18 protein-coding genes are annotated in these 19,629 nt (G+C 63.5%); 12 read left to right on the top strand and 6 right to left on the bottom strand.

The window, feature by feature from the left end; translation table 11 throughout:
• Positions 1-26 precede the first annotated feature (26 nt).
• A complete protein-coding gene (locus ACP691_RS07130) occupies positions 27-1,205 on the top strand; it encodes an MFS transporter (RefSeq protein WP_426198942.1) in 1,179 nt (392 codons plus the stop codon).
• Positions 1,206-1,235: 30 nt separating this feature from the next.
• On the opposite strand, the gene ACP691_RS07125 is transcribed toward ACP691_RS07130, so the two are convergent.
• Positions 1,236-2,123 (bottom strand): LysR family transcriptional regulator, encoded by an 888-nt coding sequence (locus tag ACP691_RS07125; protein ID WP_426198940.1) that lies wholly within the window; start codon positions 2,121-2,123, stop codon positions 1,236-1,238.
• 113 nt (positions 2,124-2,236) lie between these two features.
• Between ACP691_RS07125 and ACP691_RS07120 the strand changes: the two genes are divergently transcribed.
• On the top strand, positions 2,237-2,959 hold the full coding sequence (locus tag ACP691_RS07120; RefSeq protein ID WP_426198938.1) for a pirin family protein: 723 nt from the start codon (positions 2,237-2,239) through the stop codon (positions 2,957-2,959).
• Positions 2,960-3,101: 142 nt separating this feature from the next.
• Complete coding sequence (gene tkt, locus ACP691_RS07115; RefSeq protein ID WP_426198936.1) at positions 3,102-5,174, top strand: transketolase; 2,073 nt, start codon at positions 3,102-3,104, stop codon at positions 5,172-5,174.
• Between the two features lie 135 nt (positions 5,175-5,309).
• Here tkt and treS read toward each other — a convergent pair whose 3' ends face one another.
• The gene (treS, locus tag ACP691_RS07110; RefSeq protein ID WP_426198934.1) at positions 5,310-7,376 is read right to left on the bottom strand and encodes a maltose alpha-D-glucosyltransferase; all 2,067 of its coding nucleotides are present in this window, start codon (positions 7,374-7,376) and stop codon (positions 5,310-5,312) included.
• A gap of 192 nt (positions 7,377-7,568) precedes the next feature.
• Between treS and ACP691_RS07105 the strand changes: the two genes are divergently transcribed.
• Positions 7,569-9,134, top strand: coding sequence for a sensor domain-containing diguanylate cyclase (locus tag ACP691_RS07105; RefSeq protein ID WP_426198932.1), 1,566 nt, complete (start codon positions 7,569-7,571; stop codon positions 9,132-9,134).
• Here ACP691_RS07105 and ACP691_RS07100 read toward each other — a convergent pair.
• Positions 9,131-9,823 (bottom strand): metallophosphoesterase, encoded by a 693-nt coding sequence (locus tag ACP691_RS07100; protein ID WP_426198930.1) that lies wholly within the window; start codon positions 9,821-9,823, stop codon positions 9,131-9,133. The two genes, ACP691_RS07105 and ACP691_RS07100, sit on opposite strands and share 4 nt — an antisense overlap.
• A 22-nt stretch (positions 9,824-9,845) precedes the next feature.
• A complete protein-coding gene (locus tag ACP691_RS07095) occupies positions 9,846-10,379 on the bottom strand; it encodes a DUF4946 domain-containing protein (protein ID WP_426198928.1) in 534 nt (177 codons plus the stop codon).
• A 120-nt stretch (positions 10,380-10,499) separates the two neighbouring features.
• Between ACP691_RS07095 and ACP691_RS07090 the strand changes: the two genes are divergently transcribed.
• From ACP691_RS07090 to ACP691_RS07075, 4 genes are all read left to right on the top strand, one after another.
• Positions 10,500-10,892 carry a hypothetical protein gene (locus tag ACP691_RS07090; RefSeq protein ID WP_426198926.1) on the top strand — a complete coding sequence of 131 codons (393 nt, stop codon included), beginning with the start codon at positions 10,500-10,502 and terminating at the stop codon, positions 10,890-10,892.
• Positions 10,893-10,944: 52 nt separating this feature from the next.
• A complete protein-coding gene (locus tag ACP691_RS07085) occupies positions 10,945-11,127 on the top strand; it encodes a hypothetical protein (protein ID WP_426198924.1) in 183 nt (60 codons plus the stop codon).
• Between the two features lie 3 nt (positions 11,128-11,130).
• Positions 11,131-11,415, top strand: coding sequence for a hypothetical protein (locus ACP691_RS07080; protein ID WP_426198922.1), 285 nt, complete (start codon positions 11,131-11,133; stop codon positions 11,413-11,415).
• 70 nt (positions 11,416-11,485) lie between these two features.
• Entirely contained in the window at positions 11,486-12,613 is a 1,128-nt protein-coding gene (locus tag ACP691_RS07075) for a mechanosensitive ion channel family protein (protein WP_426198920.1), read from the top strand.
• Between the two features lie 62 nt (positions 12,614-12,675).
• On the opposite strand, the gene ACP691_RS07070 is transcribed toward ACP691_RS07075, so the two are convergent.
• Positions 12,676-12,924 (bottom strand): hypothetical protein, encoded by a 249-nt coding sequence (locus ACP691_RS07070; protein ID WP_426198918.1) that lies wholly within the window; start codon positions 12,922-12,924, stop codon positions 12,676-12,678.
• 255 nt (positions 12,925-13,179) lie between these two features.
• Here ACP691_RS07070 and ACP691_RS07065 point away from each other — a divergent pair, with 255 nt between their 5' ends.
• The 4 genes from ACP691_RS07065 (at position 13,180) to ACP691_RS07050 (ending at position 19,233) form a co-directional block, all read left to right on the top strand.
• Entirely contained in the window at positions 13,180-14,217 is a 1,038-nt protein-coding gene (locus tag ACP691_RS07065) for an NADP(H)-dependent aldo-keto reductase (RefSeq protein WP_426198916.1), read from the top strand.
• A gap of 121 nt (positions 14,218-14,338) precedes the next feature.
• Positions 14,339-16,678 carry an FdhF/YdeP family oxidoreductase gene (locus ACP691_RS07060; protein ID WP_426198914.1) on the top strand — a complete coding sequence of 780 codons (2,340 nt, stop codon included), beginning with the start codon at positions 14,339-14,341 and terminating at the stop codon, positions 16,676-16,678.
• Between the two features lie 101 nt (positions 16,679-16,779).
• Entirely contained in the window at positions 16,780-18,729 is a 1,950-nt protein-coding gene (locus tag ACP691_RS07055; RefSeq protein WP_426198912.1) for a DNA topoisomerase III, read from the top strand.
• Positions 18,730-18,801: 72 nt separating this feature from the next.
• On the top strand, positions 18,802-19,233 hold the full coding sequence (locus ACP691_RS07050; protein WP_426198910.1) for a low affinity iron permease family protein: 432 nt from the start codon (positions 18,802-18,804) through the stop codon (positions 19,231-19,233).
• A 58-nt stretch (positions 19,234-19,291) separates the two neighbouring features.
• Here the strand turns inward: ACP691_RS07050 and ACP691_RS07045 are convergent, their stop codons facing one another.
• On the bottom strand, positions 19,292-19,576 hold the full coding sequence (locus tag ACP691_RS07045; protein ID WP_426198908.1) for a DUF6021 family protein: 285 nt from the start codon (positions 19,574-19,576) through the stop codon (positions 19,292-19,294).
• Positions 19,577-19,629: the final 53 nt, after the last annotated feature.

Raw genomic sequence — 19,629 nt, 5'->3', positions numbered from 1 at the left:
GCCACACTCTTGCGTCGGACCTCCCAATGATTTCACAACCTTGCGAAAACGCCCGGCTGACGCCGGCGTTGGTCATGCTGTTCGCCTTCAGCTGCGGCGCCATCGTCGGCAATATCTATTACAGCCAGCCGATCCTCGAATTGATCGCGCCCGCGGTGGGGCTCTCGGCGCATCAGGCCAGCCTGGTGGTATCCCTGACCCAGGCTGGTTATGCCCTGGGCCTGTTCCTGCTGGTGCCGCTGGCCGACCTGCTGGAGAACCGCCGGCTTATCCTCGCAACGCTCGTATTGGCAGCGGCCAGCCTGGTGGCGGCGGCGGCCACTAGCCGGGCCGATGCCTTTCTTGGGATTTCCCTGCTGATCGGCTTCAGTTCCGTATCGGTGCAGATGCTGATTCCCATGGCCGCGCACATGGCGCCTGAGCAAAGCCGCGGGCGAGTCGTCGGCAACATCATGAGCGGCCTTATCCTGGGCATCCTGTTGGCACGTCCGTTGGCGAGCCTGATTGCCGATCATTTTGGCTGGCGGGCCGTATTCGTGGTGGCGGCCGCCGCGATGCTGGCGATCCTGGCACTGCTGGCATTCACCCTGCCAGCGCGACAGCCGAGCCACACCGCCAGCTACGGGGCCCTGCTGCGGTCCATGCTGCAGCTGTTGCGCCAGCATCCCGCCCTGCGCGAGCGCGCCTTCTACCAAGCCCTGATGTTCGCGGCCTTCAGCCTTTTCTGGACCACCGTTCCCCTGGAGCTGTCCCGGCAGCATGGCCTGAGCCAAAGTCAGATCGGCCTCTTTGCCCTGGTAGGCGCCATGGGTGCGGTCGCCGCGCCTCTGGCCGGGCGCCTGGCCGATGCGGGTCATGGCCGCGCGGCGAGCCTGTTGGCCCTGGGTCTGGCCCCAGTGGCCTTCGGCCTCGGGCTTTTGCCCTCCGCAGGCGTGCTCTGGCTAGCGCTGACCGGTGTGCTGCTGGACTTCGCCGTACAGATGAGCATGGTCACTGGCCAGCGCATCATCTATGACCTGGATGCCGCCAGCCGCGCCCGCCTCAACGGGCTCTACGTCACCAGCATCTTCGTAGGCGGCGCCCTTGGCTCGGCCTTCGCCAGCAGCCTGTACGAGTTCGCGGGCTGGGTGGGAATCGTCGGGGCCGGCATCGCGTTGCCGACCCTGGGGCTGGTGGTCTTCCTCAGCCGCTGGCGACATCACTGAGTGGCCTGGCGCCGGCTCGCGGCTGGAGGTTCAAAGCACGTCCTGAAGCGCCACCCGTAGAAACTCCACCAGCACCTGTACCGCGCGCACCCCTTGCCGGTGCGCCGGGTAGAGCGCCGAAACCGCCAGGGGCGTGGGGCGATAGTCGTCCAGTACCCGGCACAGCCGGCCTTCCTCCAACGCCTTTCGAACGATGAAGAGCGGCAGGTAAGTGATGCCCAGGCCGGCAATGGCGGCATCCCTGAGCACTTCCCCATTATTGGCCCGCAAACGCCCCCCTAGCTGAAGCTGCTGGGTCTTTCCTTCGCGCTCGAAGCGCCACTGCACCGTGCGGCCGTGACCATAGGGCAGGCAATCATGAGCGACCAGCGCGGCGGGCTCTTCCGGCGTTCCTCGCTCGGCCAGATAGCCCGGGCTGCATACCCATACCCGCTCAACCTCCCCGATGCGTCGAGCAATCAGGCTCGAATCCTCCAATTGCCCGATGCGCAGCGCCAGGTCGAAGCCTTCGGCCAAGAGGTCCACCGAGCGGTCGCTCAGGTCGAGCTCGAGGATGACCTGAGGGTAGCGTTGCATGAATGCCGGGAAGACCTGGCTCAGATGCTCCACCGCGAAGGACAGCGGTGCGCTGAGGCGGATGGTACCCCGAGGCTGTCCGTGCTCCCCGGCGATGCTCTGCTCTACCTGCTCGACCTCCGCCAACAAGCGCAGGGCTGCTTCATGGTAGGCATGGCCCAGAGGCGTCACGTCCAGACGGCGGGTCGAACGGTTGAGCAGGCGCACGCCCAAGCGCTCCTCCAGCTGCATCAACCGACGGCTGATCAGTTGCTTGGAAACGCCCAGCTGTTCCGCCGCTGCGGTAAAGCTGCCGGACTCAAGCACTTGAGCGAACAAACGCATGTCTTCGAAAGGGTTCATGGGCGGCCCAACTGTCAACATAGGTGTGACAGTATTGCCGCTTCAAGGTACTTAATACAGCCTTTCATGGACAGTAAACTGCACTCATCCCCACTTGAAACGAGGTGCACATCATGTTCGCTCTGCGCAAATCCGCTGATCGTGGTCAAGCCAACCATGGCTGGTTGAAGTCCTTTCATACCTTCTCCTTCGCGTCCTACCGCGACCCGCGCGAGCAGGGTTTCTCAGACCTGCTGGTCATCAATGACGACCAGGTGGCGCCAGCCAAGGGCTTCGGCCAGCATCCGCACCGAGACATGGAGATCTTCTCCTATGTACTGGAAGGCGCGCTCGAGCACCGTGACAGCCTAGGCACCGGCTCGGTGATCCACCCCGGCGACGTACAGCTGATGAGTGCCGGGCGCGGCGTGACCCACAGCGAGTTCAACCACTCGGCGCACGCGCCTGTCCACTTCCTCCAGATCTGGATCGTACCCTCTGTACAGGGCGCGGAGCCTCGCTACCAACAGCAGCACTTCAGTCAGGAAGAGAAACGTGGGCGGCTGCGCCTGATCATCTCGCCGGACGGGGCCCAGGGCTCCTTGTCAGTGCGCCAGGACGCACGGGTCTACGCCGGCCTGTTCGACGGCGATGAAGCGGCTCGCCTTGAACTGGACGACAACCGTTATGCCTACGTACATGTAGCGCAGGGCAGTGTCACCCTCAACGGCCAGGTGCTTGGCGAAGGCGATGGCGTACGTGTTCGCAACGAACGCGCCCTTACGCTCGAGCACGGAAGGAACGCCGAGGTACTGGTGTTCGATCTGCGCCCCCACGAGCTGCCCGGCATGGCCTGAACCGAGCGCAAGGCTCGGGCCAGACGGTAAATCCGAGGCAACTCACCTGAGCCACCGTGGTCAGCTCCATAACCAGCACGGTTACGGAGCCGGCCGCGCGCCGGTCCGCTAATCGACTTACCGTCGACTCAGGACCTCAACCATGCAAGCACCCTCCTCCCTCTCCCCAGCCGACCGCGATGCCCGCGATCGCCTGTGTACCGATACCATCCGCACCCTGAGCATGGATGCCGTGCAGAAGGCCAATTCAGGCCACCCGGGCACGCCCATGGCGTTGGCGCCGGTGGCCTACACCTTGTGGAGTCGTTTCCTGCGTTACCACCCGGACCACCCGGACTGGCCCAATCGCGACCGCTTCGTACTGTCGGCCGGGCACGCCTCGATGCTGCTCTACTCGGTGCTGCACCTGGCCGGGGTCGTGGAAATCGACGCCCATGGCAAGCCTACCGGCCAGCCGGCCGTGAGCCTGGAGGACATTCGGCAGTTTCGCCAGATGTCATCGAAAACCCCGGGGCACCCCGAATACCGCATGACCACCGGCGTGGAAACCACCACTGGCCCGCTCGGCCAAGGTTGCGCCAACAGCGTAGGCATGGCCATGGCTGGGCATTGGCTGGGAGAGCGCTTCAACCAGGTGGGCAAGACGCTGTTCGACTACCGCGTCTTCGCCCTTTGCGGCGACGGCGACATGATGGAGGGGGTAAGCGCCGAAGCCGCCTCCCTGGCCGGTCACCTCAAACTCGGCAACCTGTGCTGGATATACGACAACAACACCATCAGTATCGAGGGCCACACCGAACTGGCCTTCACCGAGGATGTAATCACCCGCTTCAAGGGCTACGGCTGGGACACCCTCCATGTCACCGATGCCAATGACACCCAAGCCCTGGCGCAAGCCTTCCAGGGCTTCGACGGCCACGGTCAGGCGCCCTTGCTGATCGTGGTGGACAGCGTGATCGGCTATGGCGCTCCCACCAAGCACAATACTGCCGCGGCCCATGGCGAACCCCTGGGCGACGAGGAAATCCGCCTGGCCAAGCAGGCCTATGGCTGGGACCCGGAGGGTCAGTTCGTAGTCCCCGAAGACGCCAAGGGCTGGCTCCAGGCACTTCTGCGCGAGCGCAATCAGGCGGCCTATGAAGCCTGGGAAGCAGCGCTGGCGTCCCTTGCAGCCGCGCAGCCGAAGCTGGCGGACGACCTGAAGCGCATGCGTGCCGGGCAGATGCCTGAAGATTGGGACGCCGAGATCGAGGCGTTCCCCGCCGACGCCAAGGGTGTGGCGAGCCGCCAATCCGGTGGCAAGGTGCTCAACGCCTATGCGCGGCGCATTCCCTGGCTGCTGGGGGGTTCGGCCGACCTGTCGCCATCGACCAAGACCAACCTGACCTTCGAGGGCGCCGGCAGCTTCCAGGCCGGACAATACCAAGGCCGCAACCTGCACTTCGGCGTACGCGAACATGCCATGGGGGCCATCGCCAATGGCTTGGCCTTATGCTACCTACGGCCTTATACCTCCACCTTCCTGGTGTTCAGCGACTACATGAAGCCGCCCATTCGCCTGGCCGCCATCATGGAACTGCCGGTGGTCTTCGTCTTCACCCACGACTCCATCGGCGTGGGCGAAGACGGGCCTACCCACCAGCCCATCGAACAACTGGCACAGCTGCGCGCCACGCCAGGCGTACTGACGTTGCGGCCCGGCGATGCCAATGAAACGGCTCAGGCCTGGAAGGTAGCCCTCAAGCAGACCCACCGTCCTTCCTGCATCATTCTTAGCCGCCAGCCCTTGCCGACATTGGATCGCGAGCGCTATGGCGCGGTCGAGGGCGTGGAGCGTGGCGCCTATGTACTGGCCGACAGCGAAGCGCCGCGGGTTTTGCTGCTAGCCACGGGCAGCGAACTCAGCCTGGCCGTGGAGGCGTACGAGCAGCTCAAGAGCGAGGGTATCCCCAGCCGGGTCGTATCCATGCCTTGCTGGGAGCTGTTCGAGGAGCAGGACGAGGCCTACAAGGATGCCGTGCTGCCGCCATCGGTCAGCGCCCGGGTGGCCATGGAGCAGGCGGGCCCTCTGGGCTGGGACCGCTATGTCGGCCAGGGGGCGAAAATCGTCATGAACAGCTTCGGCGCCTCGGCGCCCATCAGCAAGCTGCAGGCACAGTTCGGCTTCACGGTGGAAAATGTGGTGAAGGTGGCTAAATCCCAGCTGAAGGCTTGATCCGAAGGTGGCCTACTTTGTGCCGACAAAGTAGGCCACCTTCGGCGGCTGAGGCCCGCAGGAGCCGCGGCGGAGCCCTAGGCAAAGCTCGCGAAAGAGGCAATATCGCCTTTCGGAGCTTCGGTGCTTCTCTACCTACAATGGAAGCGACGCGCTGACCACCCGCAGCGCCAAGCCTTCATAGGGGTCCAGACTGATGGTGAAATCGCCAGCTTCGGTGAGGTCGCCTTCGACTCGCTCGTTGATGATATCCACCACCGGGCCGGGAGCAATGCCGGGCAGGTGCAGGGTCTCTACCAGGGCCTCGTTGCCGAAGTTCAAGGCGGTGATCTGCGTACCCCGCCCCGCCGGTAGCTCGTGCACCATGATCAGCAACGACGGATGCTCCGTTTCCGGCAGCATGATCTGCTTGCTGGCGGCAATATCGTAAGCCCGTCGCACCGCCAGGATCTTCTTGAGCTGGGAAGCGAACGAATCCGGGCGCTTCAACTGCTCCACCAGGCTGCCGTACAGGCTGCGAGCCTTGGGCATGCCACCCTTGGACACCACGGCTTCGGGATTGAGCTCGGCCAGGTCGTAGGCGCCACGGTGAATCCAGCGCGTATCGCCGTCGGCCATCAAGTGCGCCACCTGGTCGGCCGGTAGGGGCAAGGCACCCGCCAGGTCCCAGCCGGACAGAGCGAATACCCCAGGCTGCATGGCGTTGAACATCACCAGCAAAAGGTGGATATGCTGGATTCGCTTGATGTCATCGTCCGTCAGCGTGTCCAGGTCACGAATCCCCAGGGCGGCGGTGATGATGCTGGCCGTGGTGCAGGCCACGCCATTGGTGACGAACTTGAGATTGTAAGGCGCATGCTCGCCGGCCAGGCGCTCGTACATTTCCTCGCGGATGTGCTCGCGCAGGATGTTGCCAGGGAAGGTCTGGCCTTGGTACATGAACTGGTCGTGGGCATGGAGCGTCCAGAAATGCACCAGCTCCAGGGTGAGCTCGTCGTGATTCTGCAGGGCATGGATCAGCGATGCCGGGTCCACGCCGAACCGGTGCATCTCCTTCAGCATCAGGCGCAGGAATTCCGTGCGCCCGGTGAGCAAGGCGTGTTGATAGGCCGGCCGGGTGATGAAGTCGTAGGACAGATCGGCGCCACCATGGGACATGGCCGCGATATCGTCGATGGTCAGGTTCAGTTCCTGGAAGCTGAAGCCTCCGGCCTTGCGGATCGCTCCGCCGAGCAACTGGTTGCCATTGACAGACAAGGGATGGCTTTCAGACCAGGCATTGCCCTCGGGTCGGCGCTCCACGCCCAGGAAGCCGTTGGCGTCCAGACGCAGGATACGCGCGCCCACCACGTCGATGGCATGCAAGGCGTCGCCGATGATCATCTGCTGCGCCGTGAAGCTGGGGTCCAGCCAGTTCAAGGAAGGTTGGCCTTCCTTGAAATAATGCAGGTACACCCAGCGTCGCGCCTTGCCATCCACGCCAACCACGACCGGCGTGGCGCTCCAGTCGGTTTCCTTTACCCCCGGCTCGAAGAAAATCACCCGTTGCAGCTGGCCGACGATGTAATGCTTGTCGCGCAGGCAGTCCACGGTCGCGGGCGACAGGTTGATGGCATCCCTCCCCGCTGGCACCTCGGGCAGCAAGCCCCAGTCTTCCTCGCGGATTTCCACCATATGGAACAAGCCCGGATAGTCCTCATAGGCAAGTTCGGCGAGGCGGAAGTCCGCGCCCTTGCCGGTATGGGAAGGAATCGCGTCCTCGATCACCACCGCGTTGTGAGCTGCGGCCAGGCGCGCCAAGCCTACCAGCTCGGCCTCTGTGCCTAGCGCCGGGTCGATATCGAAGCTGATGCGGTCGAAATTGCCATCGATGGTTGGCGTATGGGTGCGGCCGCGCAGTCCACCGGAAAGCTTCAGCGGGCCATTGTGGATGCCTTGGATGCCGATTTCCGACAGAGCGTGCCACAGGGCTTCATCGCCCAGGGCCTGGAGCACCGAACCTTCTTCCCGGGTCACGATCGAGGCGGGATACGCGGTGAACCAGACCGAAGCAATGGCAGAGGCGTCGCGTGGCCGCGCCTGGGCGAACGGCCGTTGCCACAAGCGGGCCTGGCCCGAGTAAAGCTTGGCGCGCTGCTTGGCGGCATGGAGCATCGAGCGCTCTACCAGCCATTGCACATGATCCGGATCCGGAGGGGTCATAGGCTATCTTCCATTGAAATGGGTCTTGCCTTGAGAGTCTCGGCGGCGGCGAACGTTGCATTGGCGAAGCCTGAGCAGCGAAGCGGCTCGCGGTTGCAGCGCAGAGCCCTGACCGTCATCATGGAGCAGCCCCTTCATGCCTCCTGGCCGAGCCGGGCCGGAACGAGCCTGATATCCGTACAGCGAGCCCCCATGCCAAACGTCCGTCCATTCAGCCCGGCAGGGCGAACCAGCCCGCTTACGGTAGCCCTGTTACTGATAGGCGTCGTGGTGTCCTCCCTGGTGGGGCTGGATATCTGGCAAAGCTGGACGTCCCGAAACCAGGCGCTGACGGCGGCCCAGAACAATGTCTCCAACCTGGCGCGTTCCGTGGCCGAGCATGCTTCGCACACCTTCGAGGAGGCCGACACCCTATTGGTAGGCATGGTCGAGCGGGTGCAAGTGGACGGGCTCGGCACGTCGGAGAAACGCTTGCGGTTGCATCGGCTGATGAAACGGCTAACCGGCTCGGTGGAACAACTGCACGGCCTGTTCATCTACGACCGTGAGGGCAATTGGCTAGTGAGCTCCACTGACGCTATACCGCCCAACGCCAACAATGCCGATCGGGACTATTTCATTTACCACCGCACCCACGCCGACAGCGGCTCGCATCTCGGACCAGTCATTCGCAGCCGTTCCACCGGCGATCTGATCATCACCTTGTCACGGCGTATCGACGACAGCGAAGGGCGTTTCGCCGGAGTGGCCCTGGCAACCCTGAAGGTCGACTACTTCAGGCGTTTCTACAACGCCTATACCCTGGACCCCAATGGGGTCATCAACCTGGTGATGGCCGACGGTACCATCCTGGTGCGCCGCCCCTTCGATGAGAAACTTATCGGTACCAGCATCGCCAAGGGTGTGGTGTTTTCCCAGTTGCTGCCCAAGGCCAGCGCAGGTACCCAGATGCTGCCCTCGGTCATTGATGGGGTTGAACGGCTGTACGCCTACCGGGCGCTGAGCCGCTACCCGGTGGTGGTGATGGCGGCCGAATCCAAGGACTTTCTATTGAGCCAGTGGCGAAGCAACCTGCTGCGCATGGCGGCGGTAATCCTGCTGCTGCTCTGTGCCACCGGTCTGTTCGGCGCCCTCCTGATTCGCCAGATCCGCCAGACTACCCAGACCGAAGCCGAACTACGCAACGCGCATGCCGCCCTTGAGTTGATGGCCATGCAGGACAGCCTGACCGGCCTGGCCAATCGGCGCCAACTGGACCAGGCCCTGCCCCAGGAAATCGGCCGCGCGCGCCGGGCCGGCCGGCCGCTGGGCATCATCATGCTGGACATCGACCATTTCAAGGCTTTCAACGACATCCACGGCCACCCCGCCGGTGACGCCTGCATTCGCGATGTCGGCCAGGCCGTGCTCGGTTGCGTGGGCCGTTCAGGTGACCTGGTGGTGCGCTATGGTGGCGAGGAACTGCTGGTGCTCCTGCCCGAGTGCGAGCTCAGTGGTGCCATCCGCGTCGCGGAGCGCATCGTCGAAGCCGTACAAGGGTTGAACATTGCTCACAGCGGTAGCCCTTATGGCCGGGTCACCCTTAGTGCCGGCGCCCACGCCTGGCTCGAGCAAACGTTGCCGCCCCGCCCCCAGGCGTTGGTGGAAGCGGCCGACGCCGCGCTGTACCGCGCCAAGGCGCTTGGCCGCAACCAGGTGTTCCCAGGCCCACGCTCGAGCGCCAGCGCCAGCGCCAGCCCAGGGCCACAGCCGGGCTAGACGGGCACCACACGAAGACGGCCAAGCTCCAGCAGGCTGAAGTAGCCCTCGCTCCAGCCGGCGGTGTCGATATGCCAGACGTTACCCAGGCGCCGGGGCCGACGCAGGGGGGTATGGCCGACCACCACGGCACGCACATCGCGTACCTCGCTCTCATCCCGCTGCTTTAAGCGGGCCCGGGACCATTGAAAGCTTTCCTCCAGCTCGACGGCGTAGGGCAAGGCGCCGGTAAGGTACTCACGCAAGGTGGTCCAGCTGGAAAAGGGGCAATGGGCATGAACCAACCCCACCAGGCCGAGCGGGGTTTCCACTTCCAGCGCCACGGGCAACTCGGCGAAGCGCAGGGCGTAACGTTCCTGCTCCTGGCGGCTGCTCTGCATGAACCAGGTCCCGCCGCTGCTGCGGTAATCGTCCGGGTGCAGTTGCGGATCGCCTTCCACGTATTGGCGCGTCAGTACCTCGTGGTTGCCCTGCACCGCGTGAAACCATGGCTGGGCAAGCCACTCCAGGGCGCGGGGACTTTCCGGACCGCGATCCACCAGGTCGCCGACGCTGAACAGCCGATCCCGCGCCGGGTCGAAGCGGGCGCGCCTCAAGGTCGCCTCCAGCCGACTGAAGTGACCGTGGATATCCCCTACGGCGTAATCTCGCCCCCGAGGGTTGGGCCCAAAATGTTCAAATCGCGCCATGCCTGCTCCTATGCCGGGCCTGTCACTGTCCTGCATCCAACACCAGCGAACTACGAATCTCCAGCACCGCGCCCTCGTTGAGCCGATAGCCCTCCGGCGTGCCGGCGTAGGACAACGCCCAGGCTTTCAGCGGGCCAGCGGCGGCGACCAGCGTCTGGGTGAGCACATGCCCGCCGTTAAGGGTAATGGTGCAGGTGGTTTCGGCCGCGGGCACCTGGTTCAGGGTGCTAGCCTTCACCCGGGTACAGGCACTTTGATAGCCGCCCTGGGAAAAGTTCTTCTGCACCGCCTTGCGCATTTCCAGAACGACCCCCGCCACATTCACCACATGGTCCTGCTCCACCGGGCTCTGGCTCAGTTCCACCACCATGGCGGGGTTGCCCTGGGCGTCCAGCCTGACGGCGCGCTGTCGCGATACATCACTACCGGCCTCTACGGGAACGGGCTCTACCTGCCAGCCGGGCGGCCAATCGATGACGGCCAGCTCGGCCTTGGCCTGGCCGTAGCCCAGCACACCGAGCATTAAGACCGCGGGGCGGATGAAGCGGTTCTGCATGGGTGTTCCTTGCGCATAAAGCGCACAGTCTCGCAGCCAGCCATGCGTTCGTACAGAGCGCTAGACTGGACAGGCCACAGCGCCTTTCGTAGGGTTAGCTCCCCATAGCGGAGACTTTCGATGTCGGAATTGCCCAAAGCTGGCGCCCTGCTTTTCGCCAAGGACCTGGAGCGCATGGCCAGCTTCTATGAACAGGTCGCCGGACTGGCGATCAAGGCCCGTGTCGAGGGGCGAATCGTGCTCGAATCGGCCCATTATTCCCTGGTTCTTCATGCGCTCCCCCAGATAGTCGCTGACAACCTCAACATTACCTCACCGCCCATGCGCCGCACCGACGTACCGGTGAAACTGATCTTCCCCGTGCCTTCCCTGGCGCTGGTCCATACCCTGAGCCCGATGCTCGGTGGAGGCGTGGACAGCGAATCGGCCGAGTGGATCGGCCCTGGCTTCCGGGCCTGCGACGGTTTCGATCCGGAAGGCAACCTGGTGCAATGGCGGGAACCTTTGGCCTGAACAAGACCTCCCTAGGCTATCTACATTGTCGTTGGCCAGAGAGGACGCCGCCATGAACCCACAGACCGAAGGTACCGAGCAACAAGGCCCAAGCGGCGTACCCTTTGTCAACGACCCGGCCAAGCCGGCCAACCATGGACGGGTGAACGACCCGGGCAACGAGGACCCGGGCTGGGGCCTTGACGACGCCCAGGTACCACTGATCGATGATCAGGTCGAGGATGATCAGGACTGACCCATGGCCTACATCGACCTGATTCAATGGCCCGCCATGCTGACCACCGTGATCGCTGCATGGCTGGTCGGTTCGCAGCAGCCCCGGCGACGCATGGCCGGCTTCTGGCTGTTTCTCCTGAGCAACCTGCTCTGGGTAGCCTGGGGCTTGTACAGCCACGCATGGGCGCTGATTGTCCTGCAGGCGTGCCTGTGCGTCATGAACTGCCGTGGGCTGCGGCGCAATGCCAGTGCCCTGGCCGACCCAACCGGCACGGCCGACCTTGCCCAGGCTCCTGGAAGCCGCTGACTAGACGGGCCGGCGGAACCCTCGATGACCGCCCCGGTCGGTATCGTTTTGGACCGACCGAGGCGTGCTCATGGACCTGATCCCGGAAAACTGGCTGGATCGCATACCATTGCCTTGGCTCAGCACGCTGATCGTGGCAGTTGCCGCCGTGCTGGTGACCCTGCTCATTCGCTGGCTGGGAATCACGGTGCTCAGGCGCATAGCCCGGCGCATGCTGTTGGCCCATGAACTGATCACCAAGGCCCAGCGCCCGTCCCTGTGGCTGATGCCCTTGTTGGCCTTACAGTCGGTATGGACGTCCGCCCCGGACGATCTGCCGCTGATCAACAGCGTGCGCCACCTCAATGGTCTGCTGGTGGTCGGTGGGTTTACCTGGCTGGGCTTGCGCTGTGTGGCGGCGGTGGCGGATACCATCGCCATTCGCAATCCGCTGGACATTGAAGACAACCTCACCGCGCGCCGGATACAGACGCAAGTCCGGGTACTGGTTCGCTGCCTCAACGTAGTGGTGATTCTTTTCGGAAGCGGGCTGATCCTGATGAGTTTCCCGGCAGTGCGCCAGGTCGGCACCAGCCTGCTGGCTTCAGCCGGGCTGGCGGGCCTGGCGGCGGGGTTTGCCGCCAAGCCGGTGCTGGGCAACCTTATCGCCGGCCTGCAGATCGCGATATCGCAACCGATTCGCCTGGACGACGTGGTCATCGTGGAAGGCGAATGGGGCCGGATCGAGGAGATCACCGGCAGCTATGTGGTCGTCAAGATCTGGGACGAGCGGCGCCTGGTGGTACCCCTCACCTATTTCATTGAAAAGCCTTTCCAGAACTGGACCCGCAGCACTTCAAGCCTGATCGGCTCGGTGTTCCTCTGGGTGGACTATTCACTGCCTCTGGATGTGCTGCGAGAACAGGTCAAGCAGATCTGTGAGGAAATTCCCCATCTATGGGATGGTCGCGTGTGCGTGCTCCAGGTCACCGACACCAGTGAAAAATCCATGCAACTGCGCATTCTGCTCAGTTCACTGGACTCCTCCCGCAACTGGGACGCTCGTTGCCACGTGCGCGAGCGCCTGATCACCTTCATCAACCATGAGTATCCCCAATGCCTGCCACAGCTACGTGCTGAATTGCAGACGAAGACAATCCGTCCCGATGCGCATCAGGCCAGGAAGGCCGATAACATCGAGCGTCAACCACCGGTTTGAACGTTGTTCTTATAGGAAGCCCGCGATGCGGACAATGGTGCGGGAGATCGAGCTGGGTTGTATCAGAGCATCTGGTCAGTGGAGGCCATGGATGCGATCACCACGGTTTTCTGTGCCTCGGTCAGGTGATCCCAGTAGTGGCTCTTGACGAAGAGGCCCAGGCCGCCAGCGATGTAGAGGCTGAGCGCGACTATGGCCAGGATCGCCAATGGCGAGGTACCGGTCTGGGCTTCGTCCCGTTCAGAGGCGGTGAAGGCGTCTTGCAGACGTTTGAAGAAATGAGTCAAGTAGAGCAATACTTGGCGCCCCATGGTGATCGTCGAAACCTCTTTGATGAATAGCGTGAATGCAGGGTCTGCCAGACAACGATGCCCGGTGCGCGCATTGTCGCCCCTGGCTCCGTTGATCGAAGCAGTTGTATGATAACTCAATAAGAAGTGACCAAATAGTTAGCCTGCTAGCCAGTACGACGAACTGTCGTGCGGCAATCCGCCTCACCCCCTCGACCGGGAACGCCCCGGTCTCCTCCACCGGGCCTCTTGGCCCGCCTGCACACGGGAGCTTCCATGCACTATCGCGTACTGGGCAAAACCGACGTCAAGGTCAGCGCCATCGCCCTGGGCACCATGACCTGGGGAGAACAGAATACCCAGGCCGAGGCCTTCGAACAGATTCGGCTGGCCAAGGCAGCCGGCGTAAACTTCCTCGACACCGCGGAGATGTACCCCGTGCCTCCTCGGGGCGAAACCTACACGCGCACGGAAAGCATCATCGGCGAATATTTCCGCCAACATGGCGATCGAGCCGACTGGGTTCTCGCGAGCAAGGTCGCCGGCCCCGGCCGCATGGATCATATCCGCGACGGCAACCCCAGGCTGGACCGCAAGAACATCACCGCCGCCCTGGACGCTTCACTCAAGCGCCTGAACACCGATTACCTGGACCTTTATCAACTGCACTGGCCCGACCGCAAGACCAACTTCTTCGGTGTACTGGGCTACCAGCATGACGAAACCGACGTCTTTACCCCCATCGAGGAAACCCTGGAAGTGCTCGACGAGGCGGTGAAGGCCGGCAAGGTGCGCCATATCGGCCTGTCCAATGAAACACCCTGGGGTACCCAACGCTTCCTGCACCTGGCCGAGACCCGGGGCTGGCCAAGAGCGGTGTCGATTCAGAACCCCTATAACCTGCTCAATCGTACCTTCGAGATCGGCCTTGCCGAAATCGCGCTGCGGGAGCAGATCGGCCTTCTTGCCTACTCGCCCCTGGCCTTCGGTGTGCTGTGCGGCAAGTACCTGGACGGTGCCCGCCCAGCCCAGGGCAGACTGACGCTGTTCGAGCGTTTCCAGCGCTACAACAACCCCGAAGCCGAGGCGGCTGCCAAGGCATACGTTGCCCTGGCCAGAGAGCACGGGCTGGACCCAGCGCAAATGGCCTTGCAGTTCGTGACCGAGCAGCCCTTCGTTACCAGCAATATCATTGGTGCGACTACTCTGGAGCAGCTGCGCAGCAACCTGGCCAGCATCGATGTGCGCCTCAGCGAAGAAGTGCGCGCAGGCCTTGAAGCCATCCACAAGGGTCAACCCAACCCTGCGCCCTGAACTGCCGCTGCAACTGGCGCCCCTTGGGCGCCACGCCGGCTCGCCAGCCGCCGAACCGAGCGAACCTTTGGCCGCTTCGCCACGTCGTAACGGAATACGACTTTTCGATGAAGGCTGAGCCATGTTTCTTTCCCCGCAGGTTCGTTTCAAGCCCTATACCCATGCGGCAGGCGGCTGGGGGTCGGCCCATTCGGTCGCCAATATCCTGCTCAGGGAGAGAGCCCTGGGCAAAGGCGCCTCGGCGCTGCTGAAGCAGAACAAACCGGATGGCTTTGCCTGCGTCAGCTGCGCCTGGGCCAAACCGGGTCACCCGCACCCCCTCGAATTCTGCGAAAACGGCGCCAAGGCCACGGCCTGGGAGCTGACCTCGCGACGGGCTACGCCTGAGTTCTTCAGCCGACATACCCTCGCCGAACTGCGGACCTGGCCAGACTTCGATCTCGAGCAGCAAGGCCGTCTCACTCACCCGATGCGCTACGATGCCGCGACTGACACCTACCGCCCGGTTGCCTGGGCTGACGCTTTCACTGCCATCGGCGCCTCCCTCAAGGCCTTGCCACGAGACAGCGTGGTGTTCTACGCCTCCGGGCGTGCCTCGCTGGAAGCCTCATTCATGTACCAGCTGCTTGCCCGGGGCTATGGCAACAATCACCTACCCGACAGCAGCAACATGTGCCATGAAAGCACCTCAGTCGGCCTGCAGGAAAGCATTGGCGTACCAGTAGGCACCGTGACCCTGAACGATTTCGAGCACACCGACTGCTTCCTGTTCTTCGGCCAGAACGTGGGCAGCAACAGCCCGCGCATGCTTCACCCTCTACAAGAGGCGCGCAAGCGCGGGGCACAGATCATTACCTTCAACCCCCTGCGCGAGCGCGGGCTGGAACGCTTCGTCAACCCTCAGAACCCGGTCGAGATGCTGGGGCCGGAATCGACCCAGGTCAGCACTCAGTACCATCAGGTCGCCATTGGAGGGGATCTGGCAGCCATGGCGGGGATGATCAAGGCGCTGCTCGCCCTGGACGCCGAAGCCCAGGCCAAGGGCGAAGCCGCCGTGCTGGACCATGGGTTCATCGCTGAACACACCACAGGTTTCGAAGTCCTGAGGGCGCAGATCGAGGCTTATGCCTGGGGAGCGCTCGAGCAACGCTCGGGCCTGAGCCGCAGTGCCATGGAAGCGGCGGCCAAGGTATATGCCCGCAGTGAACGCGTCATGGGCGTCTACGGCATGGGCCTTACCCAGCATCATCACGGTGTGGCCAACGTGCAGATGCTGGTCAACCTGCTGTTGCTCAGGGGCAACATCGGCAAGCCCGGCGCGGGCATCTGCCCAGTGCGCGGCCATTCCAACGTGCAAGGCCAGCGCACCGTCGGGATCACTGAAGACCCCAAGAAAGTCCCTGCCGACCTGATCGCTGAGCATCTAGGCATCGAGGTGCCCGCGGACAAAGGCTTCTGCACGGTAGACGCCTGCGAAGGCCTGCTCGACGGCCAGGTCAAGGGCTTCATCGGACTGGGGGGCAACTTCATACGCGCGGTACCCGATACCTCCAGGCTCGAACCAGCCTGGCAAGGGCTTGCACTCAACGTACAGATCGCGACCAAGCTCAATCGCAGCCATTTGCTTCCCGGACAACAGATGTGGCTGTTGCCATGCCTTGGCCGCATCGAAATCGATCGTCAGGACGGCATCGAGCAGCAGTGGACCACCGAAGACAGCACCGGCTGTATTCATGGCTGGCGGGGGCACAGCGAGCCGGCCAGTGATCAATTGCTGTCCGAGCCGGCCATTATCGCAGGCATCGCCCAGGCCACCCTTCCCCCTAACCCCAAGTTGGACTGGGACGCGTGGAGGCGTGACTACCGCCTGGTGCGCGCGGCCATCGCTCGAATCTACCCGGCCATTTTCCATGAGATGGAAACACGCATGCACGAACCTGGCGGTTTCCATCGTCCGTTGGGCGCTGCCCAGCGGCAGTGGAATACCGAGAGCGGCAAGGCCCAGTTCACGTTGTCGCCAACCTTGGACCCGGATGATGACGTGACCACGGCCAGCGCGCGGCGGGACGTGCTGCAGCTGATGACGCTGCGTAGCAATGACCAGTTCAACACCACCATCTACGGCTATGACGATCGCTTCAGAGGGGTAAAGGGCACGCGAAAGGTGTTGCTGATGAACAAGAACGACATCGCCCGCCTGGGCTTCATGGCCGGAGACTGGGTCAAGGCGGCCACAGCCGTGGAAACCGAGGTGCCCAGGGTGGTCGGCCCGCTGCAGATCCTGCCGTACGACATTCCCGCTGGCTGCTGCGGTGGCTATTACCCCGAATGCAATCCGCTGGTGCCGCTGTGGCACTACGCGCAGAAGAGCAAGGTACCGGCTGCCAAGTCCATACCCGTGACCGTGACCCGGGCCGCTGTGGAACCCGGGGCGGTACCGATCGACCTCAAGCGGGCCTGACGCGATCTGAAGGCTGGAAGCTGTACAAATATACAGATAGACCCTTGCATCCCTGGCTGGCGGCCGCCATGCTTTGCCTGGTGTGAACGAGGGTCGATGACATGCGGCTGTATCTCTGTGAAAAACCATCCCAGGCTCGGGATATCGCCAAAGTGTTGGGTGCCCGGGGCAAGGGTGAAGGCTGCCTGCGCGGCAACGGCCTCGCGGTGAGCTGGTGCATCGGCCATCTGTTGGAAACCGCCCCGCCGGACGCCTACGACGCACGCTACAAGCAATGGCGGCTCGAACATCTGCCGATCGTGCCCGAGCAATGGCGCATGCAGGTCAAGCCCAAGACCGCCAGTCAGTTCAAGGCAGTCAAGGGCTTGCTGGCCGAGGCCAGCGAGGTAGTGATCGCGACGGACGCGGATCGTGAAGGTGAAATGATCGCCCGCGAACTGCTCGACTACTGTCGCTACCGCGGGCCCATCCAACGACTGTGGCTCTCGGCACTGGATGACGTTTCGATCCGCAAGGCCCTTGGCGCCCTGCGGCCGGGCGAGGCGACTTTCAGTCTGTACCACTGCGCTTTGGGTCGCTCCAGGGCGGACTGGCTGATCGGCATGAACCTCAGTCGTCTGTTCACCCTGCTGGGGCAACGCTCCGGGTACCAGGGGGTATTGCCGGTAGGGCGTGTGCAAACCCCGACCCTGAGACTGGTGGTGGACCGTGATCGCAGCATCGCCGCCTTCGAACCCAAGCCCTGGTGGGCCATCGAGGTGCGGCTGGAAAGCGTCGGCCAGGCGTTCACCGCCCAATGGCAGGCGCCGGCCGCCGACTGCGATGAGGAAGGCCGTTGCGTGCGCCAGACGCTGGCCCAGGCGGCTGCCGCGATGCTGGGGCAGGCCAGCCATGCCAGCGTTGAGCGGGTCAACACCGAGCGGGTCAAGGAAGGGGCGCCTCTGCCGTTCGACCTGGGCACCCTGCAGCAAGTGTGCTCCCGCCGGCTGGGCCTGGGCGCGCAGGAAACCCTGGACATCGCCCAGGCGCTCTATGAAACCCACAAGGCCATCACCTATCCCCGCAGCGATTGTGGCTACCTGCCGTTAAGCCAGCACAGCGAAGCCTCGGCCATCCTGGCGGCCCTGGCCCGTGCCGACCAGGGCCTGGCACCCCTGGCGCCCCACCTTTCGGCTTCCCGCCGCTCCCGAGCCTGGAACGACGCGAAAGTATCGGCGCATCACGGCATCATCCCTACGGCGGTGGCGCCGGCGCCGTCAGGGCTGCCGCCCAAGCACAGGCGTGTCTACGAACTGATTCGCGCCCGCTATCTGGCCCAGTTCCTGCCTGATCACAGCTACGACCGTACCCGTGCCATCTTCGACTGTGCCGGACATACGCTGGAGGCGGTGGGCAAACACGTGACAGAGCCAGGCTGGAAGCGGGCAATGCCCGAGGCGCTGGCCCAGGCCCGAACCCAACCACAGGCGCAGCCCGCCGGCCGAGAGCCCACGCAGGTGCTGCCTCCTCTGGCGGCCGGCATGCAGTGCCCGCTGCTGGACGTGCGGCTCAAGGACAACTGGACGCAGCCGCCCAAGCCCTATACCGAAGGCGACCTGATCAGCGCCATGAAGAATGTCGCTCGCCTGGTGGCAGATCCGCAGCTCAAGCAGAAGCTCAAGGACACCACCGGCATCGGTACCGAGGCGACCCGTGCCGGCATCATCCAGGGACTGCTGGACCGAGGCTACCTGCGCAAGGATGGAAAGGCGCTCAGCGCGACGCCGGCCGGTCATGGCCTGGTGGACGCCGTACCCCGCGCCATCAGCGATCCGGGTACCACGGCCATCTGGGAACAGGCGCTGGACATGGTCCAGGCCGGCGAGATGACCCTTGAGGAATTCACGACGCGCCAGTCAGCCTGGATGAGCAAGCTGGTGGAACGCTGCCGTGGCCTGAGCCTGGTGATAAAAGGCCAGGCGGCGGTACCGGCTTGGCGCAAGAAGCGCAAGCCGGGCGGCCGAGGCAAGACCGCGGGCAAAGTACGCAAACCGCGCCAGGCGACTGAATGAAATTTCATGCCTGGCGGCAGACAACTGCCTTGGTCAGCTGTCATTACCTCAGAATACAACGAGGTAACCTACATGAGCTTCTCCAGCTTTTCCCAGTCCCTGTCCAAGCACGCCGGCAGCCCCAGGGCATTCGCCACCGCCCTGGTATTGATCATACTGTGGGCACTCACCGGTCCCTGGTTTCATTACAACGATACCTGGCAGCTGATTATCAACACCTCCACGACCATCATCACCTTCCTGATGGTATTCGTGATCCAGAACACTCAGAACCGCGATAACGACGTGTTGCACATCAAGATCGACGAGCTACTGCGGGCCACCAAGGAGGCACGTATGGCCGTGGTCAACCTGGACGACCTGGACGCTCACCAGCTCAAGACCATCCGCAAGCAGTACAAGAGCATGGGCAAGGGAGAGGAGGTCGAACTGCTGCAGGAGGAGACGACCCTGACCGCCAAGGACGACAGCTGTGAGAAAGCCCCTGGTCCATCCCAGCGTTAAGACGGGGGGTTCACCGTGAAAAGTGCCGGCCCAGGTACGGCCAGGGCCGGCATCGCTATCAATGACGCCCTTTAGGCTCACCTGCACCCTCATAAGGAGGGTAGGCATCACCGCTACCGCGCTTGTCGGTGCTTGCGCCGGGGCCGCTGGGTGCGCGTGGTGGATGCGGTGGGTCGATCTGCGGATCGGCCAGGTCGGGTGAGTCCGCATCGAAGCCAGGCTCGTTCTTGCCTGCCCCCGCACCTGGGCGTGGCGTGCCTGGCGCTGGGGTCAGGTCCGGCTCAATGCGCTCGGGCGCCTGCTGTGTGCCCTGCCCTTGCGCGTCGTGCTTGTCAGTAGCCATGCTCTGCTCTCCTGTTGGTCCAATGTCAACATTGGAACGACGCGGCGGCGGTT

This window comes from Pseudomonas sp. DC3200b2 (assembly GCF_049895785.1).
Taxonomy (GTDB): Bacteria; Pseudomonadota; Gammaproteobacteria; order Pseudomonadales; family Pseudomonadaceae; genus Aquipseudomonas; species Aquipseudomonas massiliensis.
This window is presented reverse-complemented; position numbering and strand designations above follow the sequence as displayed.

Excerpts from the sequence above, each read along its gene's own strand:
- ACP691_RS07130 (WP_426198942.1), top strand. The coding sequence starts at position 27 with ATGATTTCACAACCTTGCGAAAACGCCCGGCTGACGCCGGCGTTGGTC.
- ACP691_RS07125 (WP_426198940.1), bottom strand. The coding sequence starts at position 2,123 with ATGAACCCTTTCGAAGACATGCGTTTGTTCGCTCAAGTGCTTGAGTCC.
- ACP691_RS07120 (WP_426198938.1), top strand. The coding sequence starts at position 2,237 with ATGTTCGCTCTGCGCAAATCCGCTGATCGTGGTCAAGCCAACCATGGC.
- tkt (WP_426198936.1), top strand. The coding sequence starts at position 3,102 with ATGCAAGCACCCTCCTCCCTCTCCCCAGCCGACCGCGATGCCCGCGAT.
- treS (WP_426198934.1), bottom strand. The coding sequence starts at position 7,376 with ATGACCCCTCCGGATCCGGATCATGTGCAATGGCTGGTAGAGCGCTCG.
- ACP691_RS07105 (WP_426198932.1), top strand. The coding sequence starts at position 7,569 with ATGCCAAACGTCCGTCCATTCAGCCCGGCAGGGCGAACCAGCCCGCTT.
- ACP691_RS07100 (WP_426198930.1), bottom strand. The coding sequence starts at position 9,823 with ATGGCGCGATTTGAACATTTTGGGCCCAACCCTCGGGGGCGAGATTAC.
- ACP691_RS07095 (WP_426198928.1), bottom strand. The coding sequence starts at position 10,379 with ATGCAGAACCGCTTCATCCGCCCCGCGGTCTTAATGCTCGGTGTGCTG.
- ACP691_RS07090 (WP_426198926.1), top strand. The coding sequence starts at position 10,500 with ATGTCGGAATTGCCCAAAGCTGGCGCCCTGCTTTTCGCCAAGGACCTG.
- ACP691_RS07085 (WP_426198924.1), top strand. The coding sequence starts at position 10,945 with ATGAACCCACAGACCGAAGGTACCGAGCAACAAGGCCCAAGCGGCGTA.
- ACP691_RS07080 (WP_426198922.1), top strand. The coding sequence starts at position 11,131 with ATGGCCTACATCGACCTGATTCAATGGCCCGCCATGCTGACCACCGTG.
- ACP691_RS07075 (WP_426198920.1), top strand. The coding sequence starts at position 11,486 with ATGGACCTGATCCCGGAAAACTGGCTGGATCGCATACCATTGCCTTGG.
- ACP691_RS07070 (WP_426198918.1), bottom strand. The coding sequence starts at position 12,924 with ATGGGGCGCCAAGTATTGCTCTACTTGACTCATTTCTTCAAACGTCTG.
- ACP691_RS07065 (WP_426198916.1), top strand. The coding sequence starts at position 13,180 with ATGCACTATCGCGTACTGGGCAAAACCGACGTCAAGGTCAGCGCCATC.
- ACP691_RS07060 (WP_426198914.1), top strand. The coding sequence starts at position 14,339 with ATGTTTCTTTCCCCGCAGGTTCGTTTCAAGCCCTATACCCATGCGGCA.
- ACP691_RS07055 (WP_426198912.1), top strand. The coding sequence starts at position 16,780 with ATGCGGCTGTATCTCTGTGAAAAACCATCCCAGGCTCGGGATATCGCC.
- ACP691_RS07050 (WP_426198910.1), top strand. The coding sequence starts at position 18,802 with ATGAGCTTCTCCAGCTTTTCCCAGTCCCTGTCCAAGCACGCCGGCAGC.
- ACP691_RS07045 (WP_426198908.1), bottom strand. The coding sequence starts at position 19,576 with ATGGCTACTGACAAGCACGACGCGCAAGGGCAGGGCACACAGCAGGCG.